Origin of the sequence: Pedobacter heparinus (assembly GCF_032678725.1) — a bacterium.
GTDB classification, from domain to species: domain Bacteria; phylum Bacteroidota; class Bacteroidia; order Sphingobacteriales; family Sphingobacteriaceae; genus Pedobacter; species Pedobacter heparinus_A.
The window spans coordinates 418,106-431,979 of the sequence record NZ_JAVTSC010000004.1 but is presented as its reverse complement, the minus strand read 5'-3'; the positions used below and the strand labels follow the sequence as shown (position 1 = coordinate 431,979).

The 13,874-nt window shown below is 38.0% G+C and carries 16 protein-coding genes; all 16 read left to right on the top strand.

Annotated elements, in window-relative coordinates:
* Positions 1-253: 253 nt before the first annotated feature.
* Positions 254-3,730 (top strand): SusC/RagA family TonB-linked outer membrane protein, encoded by a 3,477-nt coding sequence (locus R2Q85_RS09125; RefSeq protein ID WP_316811457.1) that lies wholly within the window; start codon positions 254-256, stop codon positions 3,728-3,730.
* Between the two features lie 10 nt (positions 3,731-3,740).
* Complete coding sequence (locus R2Q85_RS09120; protein ID WP_316811456.1) at positions 3,741-5,108, top strand: RagB/SusD family nutrient uptake outer membrane protein; 1,368 nt, start codon at positions 3,741-3,743, stop codon at positions 5,106-5,108.
* 6 nt (positions 5,109-5,114) lie between these two features.
* Positions 5,115-6,371: a TlpA disulfide reductase family protein gene (locus tag R2Q85_RS09115; RefSeq protein WP_316811455.1), complete on the top strand. Its 1,257-nt coding sequence runs from the start codon at positions 5,115-5,117 to the stop codon at positions 6,369-6,371.
* Positions 6,372-6,442: 71 nt separating this feature from the next.
* Entirely contained in the window at positions 6,443-6,844 is a 402-nt protein-coding gene (locus R2Q85_RS09110) for a hypothetical protein (protein WP_316811454.1), read from the top strand.
* 52 nt (positions 6,845-6,896) lie between these two features.
* Complete coding sequence (locus R2Q85_RS09105; protein WP_316811453.1) at positions 6,897-7,352, top strand: MauE/DoxX family redox-associated membrane protein; 456 nt, start codon at positions 6,897-6,899, stop codon at positions 7,350-7,352.
* Between the two features lie 152 nt (positions 7,353-7,504).
* A complete protein-coding gene (locus R2Q85_RS09100; RefSeq protein WP_316811452.1) occupies positions 7,505-7,747 on the top strand; it encodes a hypothetical protein in 243 nt (80 codons plus the stop codon).
* Positions 7,748-7,862: 115 nt separating this feature from the next.
* Positions 7,863-8,414, top strand: coding sequence for a hypothetical protein (locus R2Q85_RS09095; RefSeq protein WP_316811451.1), 552 nt, complete (start codon positions 7,863-7,865; stop codon positions 8,412-8,414).
* Between the two features lie 162 nt (positions 8,415-8,576).
* Positions 8,577-9,401 carry a Bro-N domain-containing protein gene (locus tag R2Q85_RS09090; protein WP_316811450.1) on the top strand — a complete coding sequence of 275 codons (825 nt, stop codon included), beginning with the start codon at positions 8,577-8,579 and terminating at the stop codon, positions 9,399-9,401.
* Positions 9,402-9,585: 184 nt separating this feature from the next.
* A complete protein-coding gene (locus R2Q85_RS09085) occupies positions 9,586-9,771 on the top strand; it encodes a hypothetical protein (protein ID WP_316811449.1) in 186 nt (61 codons plus the stop codon).
* A complete protein-coding gene (locus tag R2Q85_RS09080) occupies positions 9,772-10,146 on the top strand; it encodes a hypothetical protein (RefSeq protein WP_316811448.1) in 375 nt (124 codons plus the stop codon).
* Between the two features lie 827 nt (positions 10,147-10,973).
* Positions 10,974-11,321: a type II toxin-antitoxin system RelE/ParE family toxin gene (locus R2Q85_RS09075; RefSeq protein WP_316811447.1), complete on the top strand. Its 348-nt coding sequence runs from the start codon at positions 10,974-10,976 to the stop codon at positions 11,319-11,321.
* A complete protein-coding gene (locus tag R2Q85_RS09070; protein WP_316811446.1) occupies positions 11,308-11,607 on the top strand; it encodes a helix-turn-helix transcriptional regulator in 300 nt (99 codons plus the stop codon). Before R2Q85_RS09075 ends, R2Q85_RS09070 begins: the two co-directional genes overlap by 14 nt.
* A 13-nt stretch (positions 11,608-11,620) precedes the next feature.
* On the top strand, positions 11,621-11,929 hold the full coding sequence (locus R2Q85_RS09065) for a HigA family addiction module antitoxin (protein WP_316811445.1): 309 nt from the start codon (positions 11,621-11,623) through the stop codon (positions 11,927-11,929).
* A gap of 353 nt (positions 11,930-12,282) precedes the next feature.
* Entirely contained in the window at positions 12,283-12,942 is a 660-nt protein-coding gene (locus R2Q85_RS09060) for a Crp/Fnr family transcriptional regulator (protein WP_316811444.1), read from the top strand.
* Positions 12,943-13,076: 134 nt separating this feature from the next.
* Positions 13,077-13,508: a MauE/DoxX family redox-associated membrane protein gene (locus R2Q85_RS09055; protein WP_316811443.1), complete on the top strand. Its 432-nt coding sequence runs from the start codon at positions 13,077-13,079 to the stop codon at positions 13,506-13,508.
* A gap of 81 nt (positions 13,509-13,589) precedes the next feature.
* Positions 13,590-13,868, top strand: coding sequence for a hypothetical protein (locus R2Q85_RS09050; RefSeq protein WP_316811442.1), 279 nt, complete (start codon positions 13,590-13,592; stop codon positions 13,866-13,868).
* The last annotated feature ends 6 nt before the right edge of the window (positions 13,869-13,874 follow it).

Genomic DNA, 13,874 nt, shown 5'->3' with positions numbered 1-13,874 from the left:
AACCTAAACCAAAATGATGAGATTTTGTAAAAACTATCCTTAACCAAGGCATAACACCACAAAGCCAAATTCCGGTAACCGGAACCTGGCTTATGTTTGGCTTTTATTCATAATAAAATTATCAACTAAATGCAGCTGCCGCAGCCTTCGAAAACTAATGGCATACTGCAAACCAAACTGAACACTAATGTACAGAAATTATACCAAAATAACGGGTATACCTATTGGGTATATCCATAAAATAGGGCTTGTTATGCGATTAACCACCGTTATACTGATAGCTACTTTAATGCAGGTAAGCGCTGCGAGTATTGCCCAGCGCGTAACCCTGAAAGAAAGCGGAACTTCGCTGCAAAGCGTTATCCAAAAAATACGCACCCAAACCGGATACGATTTTCTATTTGATTATCAGCTGATAGAAAAGGCAAAAACAGTGCATGTAAATTTCCAGAATGTATTGCTGGATGAGGCTTTGGACAAAATATTTCAAGGCCAGGACCTGACTTATACGATTAAAGACAGGTCAGTAGTGATTAAAGAGAAAGGGCCTTCCCTGATCGACCGCGCCATTTCTGTCATCCGGAGCATAGCGAAGGATCTAACGGTGAAAGGAAAAGTTGTAGATCAGGATGGGAAGCCGCTCCCAAACGCCAGTATCCGGGTAAAAGGGAAAAGTGCTGTTACGAATACTAACCAGAATGGGGATTTTGAGCTTAAGGGTGTAGATGAGGATGCGGTGTTGTTGGTGAGTTATGTGGGGTTTAAGACGTTGGAAGTTCCGGTAAAAGGAACCGTGATGCCATTAGAAATTAAATTAAATGTGGCGACTGGAGAATTGGAGGAAATCAATATTTCTACTGGCTATCAGCAATTGTCTAAGGAAAGGGTTACTGGCTCATACCTTGTGATTGATAATAAGACATTGAATCAACAGGTAGGTACCAACATTCTCCAAAGAATTGAAGGTGTAGCAAGTGGAGTTTCGTTTAATGTTGGTAAAGCGAGAAACACTGGCGATAAAACTAATATCTCCATAAGAGGTTTAAGTACTATTAATGGTCGTCTTGATCCATTGATTGTACTCGATAATTTTGTTTATGAGGGGGCTATTGAAAATATCAATCCGAATGATATTGAAAATGTAACAATTCTTAAAGATGCTGCTGCAACTTCAATCTATGGCGCACGTGGAGGTAATGGGGTAATCGTTTTAACAACAAAAAAGGGACGCTTTAACCAAAAACCTAGCATAGAATTCAATACAAATGTAATTATTCGTGAGAAGCCTGATCTTTATTCATTACAAACTATGTCTACCAGTGATTATGTAGATTTTGAAGAGATGCTGTTCAAAAATGGATATAATTTATCAGACACTTCAAATGTAAGTAGACCTGCTTTATCACCTGTATATGAATTGCTTTTGAAAAGAAAAAAAGGACTGATTTCCAAAACCGATTCTGCCTCTAAAATGGATGCCTTTAAAGCGGTTGATCCAAGAGACCAATACAGTAAGTATTTCTACCAACATACTGTAATTCAGCAATATTCAATGAATATACGTGGTGGAAGCAACAATATGAGCTGGAAGATTTCTGGGAATTATGATAAAAACACAAGTGAATTAGATGCGAAATATAATAAGCTTAACTTCAATTTTTATAATACTTATAAGCCGATAAAAAATCTTACTTTAAGCCTAGGCGCCTATTATACCAATAGTAATTCAAAAAATGGTAAGCCAGGATATAATTCAATACGAAGCGGAAGAAGGCTTACACCGTATTTAAAGTTTGCTGACGACGATGGGAACCCTTTGCCGATAGCCACAAATTTAAGAGAGGGTTATACTGATACAGCAGGAGCTGGCAAATTTCTAAATTGGAAATATTACCCTCTAGAGGATTATAGATTTGATGTTACATCTGTGAAAAGCGAAGCTATTATTGCCAATTTTGGGGTTAATTACGAAATATTTAAGGCTGTTAGCTTGGATCTTTTATACCAATTTCAGCGGGAAAATACTTTAAATGAGATCAATCAAAGCTTGGAAAGTTTTGCAGCAAGACATCTTATAAATACATATAGCCAATTAAATCGGACAACAGGTGTAATAAATTATGCTGTGCCACTAGGAGGTATATTGTCAACAAGTAACTCAACACTTAAATCACATAACTTCAGAGGACAACTTAATTTTAATAAAATAATTAACGATCATGCGATATCAGCCATCGTGGGATGGGAGGCTCGTGAAGTTGCTGGAACTGGAAATGGTTTTACGGTGTACGGTTACAAAAAGGATCCCCTTTCAATAGGACGTGTTAATTATGGAACCCTTTATAAAAATTTTGTAACAGGCGGAACCGAAACCTTAGCTGAGAAAACTTTCTTTACCGCAACCAATAATCGGTTTATTTCTTCATACGCCAATGCATCATATATTTTCAAAGGTAAATATATAGCTTCTGGAAGCGCAAGAGTGGACGGGTCTAATATTTTTGGAGCCAATACTAATGATAGGTGGAAACCTCTATGGTCTGCAGGCTTAGGTTGGAACATTTCAAAAGAAAATTTTTATAGATTTGATTTAATCCCTGACCTTACCTTAAAATCAACATACGGTTATAGTGGTAATGTTGATCTTAGCAAATCGGCCGTTCCTGTTGCACAGTACGACCCAAATTCTACTACTGGATTGTCATTCGCACGTATTCAAACATTGAACAATCCTGAACTACGATGGGAACAAGTAGGGCAATGGAATATTGGATTACACTTTGGAACTGAAAAAAAGATTATAACGGGCTCAGTAGAATATTATCATAAAGTAGCAACCGATTTGTACGCTCCTAGTCCTTATGATTACACCGCCTGGGGCTCTTCGGCAACTCTTATTAGAAATTTTGCTAATATGGAAAGTAGGGGGATAGATTTGACATTAAATAGCAAAAATTTAGACCGTCAGATTAAATGGGCCACCACGTTTCTTTTAACTTACAACAAGGATAAAACAACAAAATATAATTCGACAAGTCCTAATTCAGTGGGCTTTGGTGCGGGAATTTCTCCGATAGTTGGAAAACCACTTCATTTTATTTCTGGATATAACTGGGCCGGCTTAGATAACAATGGAAATCCACAAGGCTTTCTGGAGGGGGCAAAGAGCATAAATTATACAGCTATTCTTCAAGAAGGAGTTAAAAAAGGAATAGATGGGAATATGACTTATGTAGGAGCAGCATTACCTACTACATTTGGGAATGTTTTCAATTCTTTTTCTTATAAGAATTTCAGCCTTTCAGCCAATATAGCATATAAATTGAATTATTATTTCAGAAAATCAACAATCGACTATTCAAGGCTTATTCAAAACGGCGTGGGACATCCTGATTATGCAAAAAGGTGGCAGAAAGCAGGCGATGAACTAATCACTAATGTTCCATCTTTTACATATCCTAACAATGTACCAAATAGGGACGCTTTTTTAAGTAATTCAATAGTAAGTGTTTTGAAAGCAGATCATATTAGGCTACAATTTGTGAACTTATCTTATACCCTAAATAAAAAAACGTTCAGTAAGCTGCCTTTTGACGAATTGCAATTTTATATGAATGCATCCAATTTAGGCATCCTTTGGCGTGCTAATAACGAAGAATTAGATCCTGATTATTATGATACAATAAGGCCATCTAAAACAATTGCTTTTGGTTTACGTGTTAATCTTTAAAATTACGAAAATGAAACGATATAAATTGTATAGCATATTGATATGTTATTTGTTAATTTTTCAATCTTGTGAAAAGTTTTTAGATAAAAAGAATGATGATAGACTTGTGGTGCCAAAAACACTCGAAGATCTACAAGCTATTCTTAATGATGTTACGATTATGAATACCAATACCCCTGCTTTCATGGAGGAAACTGCTGATGATTTTTTTGTAACAGATGCTACTTTTGATTCAGATCCTTATTCACAACCACTTCATGTCTGGGAACCCTTTATATATAACCATGCTGGCGCGATTGATTGGTCAATGTCTTATCTAAGTATTTATAATTCAAATTTGGTTCTTGAACTTATTGAGAATATTGACAGAAATAGCAATAACGAAGTAATGTGGAACAATATTAAGGGGAGTGCATTGTTTTATCGTGCTTTTCGCAATTTAAATCTGTGCTGGAGTTTTTCAAAAGCATATGATGAAGGGACTGCTCAACAGGATCTTGGAATAGTAATAAGATTAGGCTCCGACTTTAACGTTCCATCAGTACGAGCAAGCGTCAAAGAGTCTTATCAACATATAATTAGTGATCTTGACGCTGCAAGTCAGTATTTGGCTAACAATCCGATAAATCCATATAGACCATCGAAAGCAGCTGTATACGGATTGTTTGCTAGAACCTATTTATCTATGAGAAATTATGAGCTTGCTTATAAATATGCAAATTTAGCACTTGAATTAAAAAATGATCTGGTGAATTTCAATAATAGTAGTGATGTTGGGACTGGGAATAACCCATTTAAACCATATCCTTACAATAAAGAAGTCGTTTTTTATTCTGAAATGTCTAATTCCACTACATTTAAGGCGCCTTCAAATGGATTAATTGATACCGTATTGTATTCGAGTTATGCAACTAACGATAAAAGAAAAACGGTATTCTTTAGGGCAAATGGGAAATACCAAAGATTCAAGGGAACATATGCAAGCAGTAACCTATTGCTTTTTTCTGGAATTGCGACAGATGAATTATATTTAATAAGGGCCGAAGCGCATGCCCGTTCAGGTAGAGTAACTGAAGCGATGGCTGATCTAAATTTATTGCTCCAAAATCGTTATTTAACAGGCCAGCTTAATCCATTATCAGCCACAACGAAAGAGCAGGCATTGGCTTTCATTTTAACGGAAAGGAGGAAGGAATTGTTAATGCGAGGATTGAGATGGATGGATTTAAAAAGGTTGAACAAGGAAGGAGCCAATATAACTTTAAAACGTGTGTTAAAAGGTAAAACTTACACGTTGCCACCCAATGACAATCGGTATGCGATACCTCTTCCCAATGACATTATCCAATTGACGGGAATGCCTCAAAATCCACGTTAAATCTATATGAAGATGAAAGTAAAAAGCTTTATCACGGCAGCATTATTGGCTATGGTGATAAACACTGCAAATTCGCAGAATCAAAAAACTCTGGATTTAAAGGTCGGTGATACCATGCCGGATATTCCCTTCAGAAATCTAATCAATTATAAGACTACTGAAGCAAAGCTGTCTGATTTTAAAGGGAAACTTACAATTTTAGATTTCTGGTTTACAAAATGTGGTGCTTGCATAGAGGGATTCCCTAAAATGGATAAGCTCAAAGCTAAGTTCGGAAATCAAATCGAAATAATTCTTGTCAATACTCAACAAACCAAGGATACAAGAGAAATGGTTGAGAAGAGGTTTGCAAAGCTAAAAGTGACTGGTTATGAAGTGAAATTACCTTATATGTATGGAGATACAGTCCTTGAAAAATATATCTCTTATAAGTATATGCCACACCATGTGTGGATTGATGGGAATAGGAAAATTGTAGCCATAACTTCAGGAGATGAGGTCACCGAGGATAATGTTAGAACGATGCTTTTACAAGGTAGTACCCATTTACGTTATAAAAAAGATGATATAAACTTTGACGAAAACAAGCCGTTATTTATAGATAATAACGGTAGCGCAAATTCTTCGATAGTAACCAGATCTACCATTACCAAATACAACGAAGGTCTAGGTTTTTTTAGTGGCAGAATAGGTTTTAAAAACGGAGAGGTATCCCGGTATGTCAGTATCAATCAACGATTAATTGATATATTCCATGATGCTTTTAATGTATATAGCATCCCACAAAATCAATGGGTATTTGAAACTCCCAAAAATAGATTTGATTTAGCAAGTAAACCAGGAGTATTTAATAATATGTATTGTTATGAATTGATGACTTATGCTGATTCCGAAGCAGAATTTAGAACAATGATGCAGCAGGATTTAATAAGGTTTTTCAAGGTGGACATCATTAAAGAAAAAAGATTACACGACGTTTATATCCTTGAATCCAAAAACAATCTGAAAGGTGCTGACTCTAAAAATAAAATTAACACAACAATACATCCTGTTAACATAAAATCATTCATCAGGTCAATTAACAAAAGATTGAGTATTCCCCTAGTTGATGAGACAAGAAATTCAGATTTATTAGTCTTTCCACCAGAAAATTATTATACGTTTTCGGATGTCGAAGCAGTGAAAATGCTGAAAGATATGGGTTTTGTGGTTACAAAGGACAAACGACAGGTTGAAGTATTAGTTTTTAAAGATGTGAAATGAAAACAAACTAACAAAAAAGGGGACGCTGAAAACCTGTTCAGAGTAGGCACTAACTTAAAACTTATAAAATTATGAAAAAGTACATTTCAGGAATTATTGCGGTAGTCATCGCAGTGGTGTGTTTTGGATTTATTAGTCCAAAAAAAAGGCACATTAATAATTCTGATGTGGTATTGACTTTTAGAGGCAATATCACAAATAGATTAGAAGTCGAAGATGGAAGTTATTGGATCGAAGAGCCTAGTTTTGGTAATCCAGAATATGAAGGTTGTTGGGGACCTGGAGCTACTTGTGCTATTCGAGTTCCCGAGCAATTAGTTACGGGCTATTATGGATATCGATACTTAGACGGCACACAAGTTGGTCTTGCTGTAGGAGACTCAGTTTGGGGTGGCGGAGGTATATATGGTTGGCATGTTGTGGAGGCTTCAGGATATTTCATTATCGACTCTTGGACATCTAATGGTTTATAAATCGCATGGCATCTATAACTTAGATGCCTACATTTAAAGCTTTAAAATCAACATGAGAACCAAAGAGTTTCTAACAGGTCTTTTTTCAGGCATTCTTATACTAGTATTTTTTTATAGTGGCCTTGATAAATTATGGCATTTGAACAGTTTTGGAAATATAGTAAGTAAATCTCCTTTAATTGGACATTATTCTGAATTGATAATGTGGCTTGTTCCAGTTTCAGAATTAGTTATTTGTATTTTGTTATTTATTCCCAAATTTAGATTTGTCGGGTTTTGCCTGTCTTTCTTGATGATGCTTTGCTTTACACTTTATATCGGGTACATGATTGCCTACGTTCCTCAGCTGCCATGCAATTGTGGGGGAATTACAAAATACATGAACTGGCATCAGCACTTGTATTTTAATGTTGGATTGACATTGCTGGCGTTGTGGGGAATATTGATTGAAACTAAACGCAGAATGGATTACCGTATAAAGAATGATGAATATAATAGGAAAAGTTGAAAACCAGCTTGCTGCAATTAAACCTACCAGTATCAAAAATGGCTTTGCATTGTAAATGCTCAAAGTTTGGTTAAACGAAAGATGTCCGGAGGAGTTTCTAGGTGTACTCTTCCGGCTCTTAAAAAATGAACGCTAACAAATTAACAGCTACTATGAAGAAAAAAACAAACCCAAAAATGCCCAAGCTCCCAAAAAGCTTTACCGACAACCTGGAAGCTATCGCCAAAGGCTTACATGGCAGGCCCATAAGCGCAAATTTTGCCAGGGAATGGAAAATCGCAGAAAAGGAAGCTACGGAAATGCTCCAATACCTGAGCGATACCAATATGATCGACATTAAATGGCTGCCGGAAAAAAGTGCCCTGTGTTTTATCAAAAAAGAACTGCCCAATTGATATGAAAAAGCAAGGAACCCAAATAACACATAAAAAAACATTGGTTTAGTTCCAGCTCGCTGCATTAAATGAGCGTGGTGTGGCGGCTGGGGCTTACCAATAACTAACAAAAACCATGAAAAAACTGAAAATGAAAAACTATCTTATTATTGATCACTCTCCAAGTGCAAACAAGACCTTGCACCTGGATTTATTTGATTTAGCGGACTCTATATTCCGCACAGACGATCCAGAAGATATCAGGATGCGGCTATCTACAGGGCGAATCACAGCTGTTTTTGTAAGGCTGGAACTCTGGGATCACCGCCTGTTTGAAGACGTATTGAGCCTGAGCCTGATGCCGGAACTGGTATTGTTGGGCAATGCAAAGCAGGAACCGGTAGCCTGCTGCGGTTACGGCCTCCCTCATTTTTTAGCCGATGATTGCAGTGTGGAAGATTTAAAAGGAACGTTGAATTACGTAAACAGCTCATTTATACAATCCATGGAATTTAGATTTATCCTGGCAAAAGACGGAGACAGGGTCTTTAAAATAGACCTGAACCAGATCATTTCGGTAGAAGCTGTAAAAAACGGATCGCTGATCCATACTGCCTGCGGGGTATTTGTTTCTGCACAAACCATTGATGAACTGGAATTATTGTTGCCAAAAGCACCGGTATCGTAAGGTGTATTTTTTTGAGTAAAGGTGCTGTGACAGCATCAGGCCTTTCGGATGAAAGGAAAAATGTACTTTGAATCGTTGTTGAGTGATTTCCGGAATAAATTAACCGGATAATTTGTGGTTGCTGGGTTAAAAGTTGGTTAACTTAGCTTATAAGATTAAAATATGGATATCAAACTGTTTGAAAGCAAGCGAATCCGCTCAGAATGGAGCGATACTGACCAGAAGTGGTATTTTTCTGTGATCGATGTAATTGCCGTTTTAACGGAGAGTAACGATCCGAAAGACTATTGGTACAGAATGAAAAAGCGTGAGAAATTATCTGGAGTTGAGTTATCGACACTTTGTCGACAACTGAAATTAGAGTCGTCTGATGGAAAAAAATATGCTACCGACTGTAGCGATACAGAAAGCTTGTTACGTATTATCCAATCTGTTCCATCACCCAAAGCTGAACCATTTAAAGTTTGGCTGGCCAAGGTTGGTTACGAAAGGATGCAGGAAATCGAAAACCCCGAACTGGCCCAGGCTAGGATGAGGGATATTTACCGCGCTAAAGGATATAGCGAAGGCTGGATTGATAAACGGGTAAGGGGAATTGCGGTGAGGGACGAACTGACCGGAGAATGGAAAACCCGTGGGGTGAAAGAAGGAATTGAATACAGTATATTAACTGCAGAAATTAGTAAGGCTACTTTTGGGATTATCCCTTCAGATCATAAGCAGATAAAAGGTTTGACTAAACCTGCTGAAAATTTAAGGGACCACATGACCGATCTGGAATTGATTTTTACCATGCTTGGTGAGGCATCGACTACGGAGATTGCCAAAAGTAAAGATGCGCAGGGATTTGAAGAAAATAAAAAAGCTGCTAAGGCGGGTGGTACTATTGCAGGGAACGCCAGGAAGGAACTGGAGCAAAAATCTGGAAAAAAGATAGTTAGCAAAGAGAATTACCTGGATTTAAAGGATAAGAAGAAACTTAAGTAGAGCTAAGCTTTTTTAAACTCAACAACAATTTATTGAAATGATCTTTTATCGGGTGTTTTTGTGCCTGATAGGAGAAAAAATAACCATTCCCCTCTAAGGCTGCATAACCGCCTGGAAGAAGGCGGAGACGCTATGCCTTTTCGGGAAAGGTGATTTTTTATTTTAAAAACTGTAAATCAAATCTATGGAAACTAAAATGATACCCTTTGATGAGGGACCGGTACTGGATACCAATACGCTCATGGCGGCGCTGGGCATTTCCAGAAAAGATGCCAACGACATCTTGTGGAACTTATTCGAAAAAGAATACATCGATTTAATTCCGGTGCTGGATGAAGAAAAACTCAATCTATTGAAGCCCAAAGAATAAATGAAAGCGGAAAATCCGGAAGATATGACACTACTTTACCGAAAGCTTTGGGATGTGGTACACTTTGAAGAGTTGTTCCCGGTTCCGGTACACCAGCATATCGATGAGTTTTTGCTGGCCCTGATCATTGAACTGCACAGGCTGTGCCTGGAAGAAGACAAGGATTTGGCAACGGCCAAATACTACCAGAACAAAACGTCTTTGCTGCTGTTGCAGGGCCGGATGCTGGAATTGTTGGCTGATGCCAATAAAAAGCAACGCAAACGGATTGAAATTATTGATGCTGGCTTGAAAGAACTGCTGAATTTGCTGGAACTGATAAAAACAGAGCGGATTGATCTGCTTTTTTTACCGCCTAGGCCATCAAAATCTTGATAATCGCTGTAAATAATCGACAATATATCCATAAAACAATTGGATAAAAGCTTTTGTCATCCAGAGCGAACCCTTTGTCATCCAGAGCGAAAGCGAAGGATCCCTCGGGGCTCGGGATGACAAATCGGCCCCCGGAATGATAACTGGCCTCCGGAATGATCGGAGGTAAAAAACGTTCTTTGAAATTAATGGATTTAGTACGGGGCCTGGCCCCACTCGCCGTCATCCTGAGTTCATCTCAGGATTTCCGCCCAGGTGTCATTGCTAAGGTTATCACAATTTGTGATAGCCTCCACTCCGTCATTGCGAGTGAGCCATTCGCGACGAAGCAAACTCCAACCCATGGCACTGAACAAAGTACAACCACCAAACCAAATCAGCAAACAAGCAAAGAATTGCCCTCCAAATAAGCAAATGTAGTAAAGTAGGGTTGCTTTGGCCCCAAAGAGGGCCTCGCAATGACGTGGCGCAATTTTGTAAGGGCGAAGCTTCGCAACGCTGCCCAACTTATTCAATATTTTGGAAGAAACACCAGTATTTTGTGATTATAAAGATATTTAATTAATTATTAATTAATGTGTCTGTAATTGTTTATATTTGTATATGGAACGGCATCGCATTTTGCGATATCTCAAACTAGATATGGAAGATAAAATATTCCGAAATTTCTTGTGTATCATACGAAAGGCTTGCTTTTCCCTGGCGGATAGATACAACCGCCAGAGCGGAGGAATATGCATCGAAAATGTTGAAAGCTAATGCATCGGAAATAAATGCCAGTTGGAAAATTTAAATTGCTTTTTGTTCACTAATTAGCTAACTTTGTTATGAATGAAAAAAATATCAGGAATATATTTTATTACAAGGATTATTACCTTAACTTTTTTAAAACATTAAAACCGGAGGTCCAGAAGAAATTTAACTGGACGTTGCAGTTAATATCAACTTTAGATAGAATTCCAGAAAAGTATTTTAAACATTTAACAGGATCGACAGGGCTGTATGAAGTTAGGGTTGAAGTTGGTTCGGATATATATCGTGTTTTTTGCTTTTTTGATAAGGGAAAACTAATCATCTTAATTAATGGTTTTCAAAAAAAATCGCAAACTACACCCAAAAATGAACTAAAGCTAGCAGAAAGGCTAAAAACATATTATTTCGATGAAAAAACATAAAGATTTAACTTCATTTTCTGAACACTTGGATCAGCAGTATGGGGTCTATGGAACATCTACCAGAGATGCTTATGAAGCAGAATTTGAAACCTTTAAATTGGGGGTAATGATTCAAGAATTGCGCAAGGAACAGGGCTTAACTCAACAACAGTTAGCAGAGAAATGTGGGACTACAAAGACTTATATTTCACGGATTGAGAATGATGCAAGTGATATAAGATTGTCAACTCTTATGAGAATTATTCACGATGGATTGGGGAAACATTTGAAATTAAGCGTTGGATAAGAAAATTATGTCAATGTTTAATCCAGCACATCCGGGCGAATTGATCAGAGAAACGATTGATGGCATTATTGAAGCGACAGGCAGGAAACTGACAGTAGAGGAAGTAGCTATCGGTTTAGGTACTACGCGGAAAACTTTATCTGCAATAATAAATGGTAAACAGTCTGTGACCCCAGAAATGGCTATAAAGTTGTCTACAGGTTTTAGTAATACTACTGCTGAGTTCTGGCTACAGGTACAGGATAATTATGATCTTTTCCAGGCAAGAAAAAAAGTAGATACAAAGAACATACGCGTATTCTGGAAAGCTGCGGTTCTGTAAATTTACCTACACTCCAGGCTGAACGCATGAAGAAATAAACACAGCATATTGCTGTAATACTTATTATCGAATAAAATTGTAAGCCGCTGATAAGCGGCTTTTTTCATTTCTTAGGCCCTGCATTTCTGGCTCCAAACCGGTACTAAATCCATTAAACATTTTCTGGCGATTACGTGGAACAGGAAAAATTTTTTCTGTGACCTTTAAAAACAACTAACCTATCTATTCACTTAAAAACAACAACTATGAAAGACACTTAAAGCAATAATTTTTTTTAGGGAATTAGCGATCATAAGGGGGAAATAGGGATATATGAACGCTGTGCATCAATAATTAACTAATTAAAATTAAACATGAACAAAAGATTATTTAAATTAACCGAAGCTCAGCTACTGGAATGGAAACAAGAAGTAGTAAACTACCTGGCCTCTTTATTACCTGATTCAAATTCCATGGGCGCACTTGCCTTGGTACTGATGAATACCTTAAAGCCTCACTTTAAGCTAAAAGGGCATTTGCTATTACAACCGGATATGCTGATGACCGAAGCCCATTACCTGCGGAAAGGGCTGATTAAACTGTATAGCCTTGATGCACAAACCGGCGAAGAGAAGATCCGCTTTATATGGGCCGCCGGAAGCATTGTGGTGCTACTGGAAGCCTTTAGGGAACGTTTGGTAAACGAAGTATTGTACATAGAACTGATGGAAGATTGTGAGCTGGTCAGCATCAGCAATTTTTGCATGGATAACATCTATGAAGAACATACTGTTGCCTATAAGCTAACCGAAAAGATCAGAGCAGCCGAAACTGCGCGCAAGGATTTGCAAACAGAGATACTGCAGATGGTAGACAAAAAGATGCGCTACTGCGTATGTAAGCAGAAGTTTCCTGAATTTCTGGTTAATGGGGTATGGAGGTTGAGCAACAAGGAGATCTGTAGTTTTACCGGTATCACTAAGAGTACATTGATTGAGGCCAGGCAGCTATGCCCGGATACAGTAAGTACCTAAAAAGGTTGTTTCGGGTACCTAAATAGGTTTTTAGCCTTCCTTCGGGGAGGCTATTTTTGTTTCATATCAAAGGTAAAACAGCCGTTCCCCTCAGAGTGAGAAGAAAGCAATTTTACTGCTAAAAACAAAAATAGATGAAGGCAAAAATGATACTTATTGAAACATGCATAGCGCTACTGATGATCTTGTTTGGTTATACGGCACTGACTAAAGTGCTGGAATACGATAAGTTCATTTTCCAGATGCGGCTTTCGCCTTTGGTGCTGATGCAGACTTTGGCGCCTGTACTGGCTGTGCTGTTGCCACTGGTTGAAGCTGTTATTGTTCTTGCTTTATGCGTATCTGCCTGGCGCAGGAAGGGGCTTTGGGCATCTCTGATTTTGCTGGGGGTGTTTGAAGTATATATAGGCGGTATGTTACTGTCTGGTTTAAAGCTGGGCTGCACTTGTGGTGGGGTGTTGAGTTTGCTATCCTGGAAGCACCACCTGTTTTTTAACGCCAGTTTTATGTTTATCGGCGGGATAGCGTTATGGGGCATGCACAATGATGACGGGTTGGGGGGCTAATGACGGGCGCTTTATTTAATGTGATATTCCAGATCTGAATATATAAACAACAAATCTTATTAATCATTTAAAAACAAAAACATGAAAATTGATTTCAAAAAATGCATGATGGCTGTTGCCTTATCTGTAGCTGTAACCGGTGCAATTGCATCAAAAGTGGTAAACCTGCCAGGTGCTAATGAAAATGAGTACACTTGGAACCGGACCGGTGGTGAGCCGCTGCCTGAAGAACAAAACCCTTTTGTAGGCACTAAAACTGATGCCCAGAATTACTTTGGCTGCAGTGGTACTTACGACGAGTGTGCTGTTGGTACGCCTACCAGTCTTGGCGTACCGTCAGAAGTGATTTACCAGCACTAAGCCTTT

Coding starts and splice junctions, on each gene's coding strand:
- R2Q85_RS09085 (WP_316811449.1), top strand. CDS start 9,586: ATGGAAACTAAAATGATACCCTTTGATGAGGGACCGGTACTGGATACC.
- R2Q85_RS09110 (WP_316811454.1), top strand. CDS start 6,443: ATGAAAAAGTACATTTCAGGAATTATTGCGGTAGTCATCGCAGTGGTG.
- R2Q85_RS09095 (WP_316811451.1), top strand. CDS start 7,863: ATGAAAAAACTGAAAATGAAAAACTATCTTATTATTGATCACTCTCCA.
- R2Q85_RS09125 (WP_316811457.1), top strand. CDS start 254: ATGCGATTAACCACCGTTATACTGATAGCTACTTTAATGCAGGTAAGC.
- R2Q85_RS09060 (WP_316811444.1), top strand. CDS start 12,283: ATGAACAAAAGATTATTTAAATTAACCGAAGCTCAGCTACTGGAATGG.
- R2Q85_RS09090 (WP_316811450.1), top strand. CDS start 8,577: ATGGATATCAAACTGTTTGAAAGCAAGCGAATCCGCTCAGAATGGAGC.
- R2Q85_RS09115 (WP_316811455.1), top strand. CDS start 5,115: ATGAAGATGAAAGTAAAAAGCTTTATCACGGCAGCATTATTGGCTATG.
- R2Q85_RS09070 (WP_316811446.1), top strand. CDS start 11,308: ATGAAAAAACATAAAGATTTAACTTCATTTTCTGAACACTTGGATCAG.
- R2Q85_RS09105 (WP_316811453.1), top strand. CDS start 6,897: ATGAGAACCAAAGAGTTTCTAACAGGTCTTTTTTCAGGCATTCTTATA.
- R2Q85_RS09055 (WP_316811443.1), top strand. CDS start 13,077: ATGAAGGCAAAAATGATACTTATTGAAACATGCATAGCGCTACTGATG.
- R2Q85_RS09075 (WP_316811447.1), top strand. CDS start 10,974: ATGAATGAAAAAAATATCAGGAATATATTTTATTACAAGGATTATTAC.
- R2Q85_RS09120 (WP_316811456.1), top strand. CDS start 3,741: ATGAAACGATATAAATTGTATAGCATATTGATATGTTATTTGTTAATT.
- R2Q85_RS09080 (WP_316811448.1), top strand. CDS start 9,772: ATGAAAGCGGAAAATCCGGAAGATATGACACTACTTTACCGAAAGCTT.
- R2Q85_RS09100 (WP_316811452.1), top strand. CDS start 7,505: ATGAAGAAAAAAACAAACCCAAAAATGCCCAAGCTCCCAAAAAGCTTT.
- R2Q85_RS09050 (WP_316811442.1), top strand. CDS start 13,590: ATGAAAATTGATTTCAAAAAATGCATGATGGCTGTTGCCTTATCTGTA.
- R2Q85_RS09065 (WP_316811445.1), top strand. CDS start 11,621: ATGTTTAATCCAGCACATCCGGGCGAATTGATCAGAGAAACGATTGAT.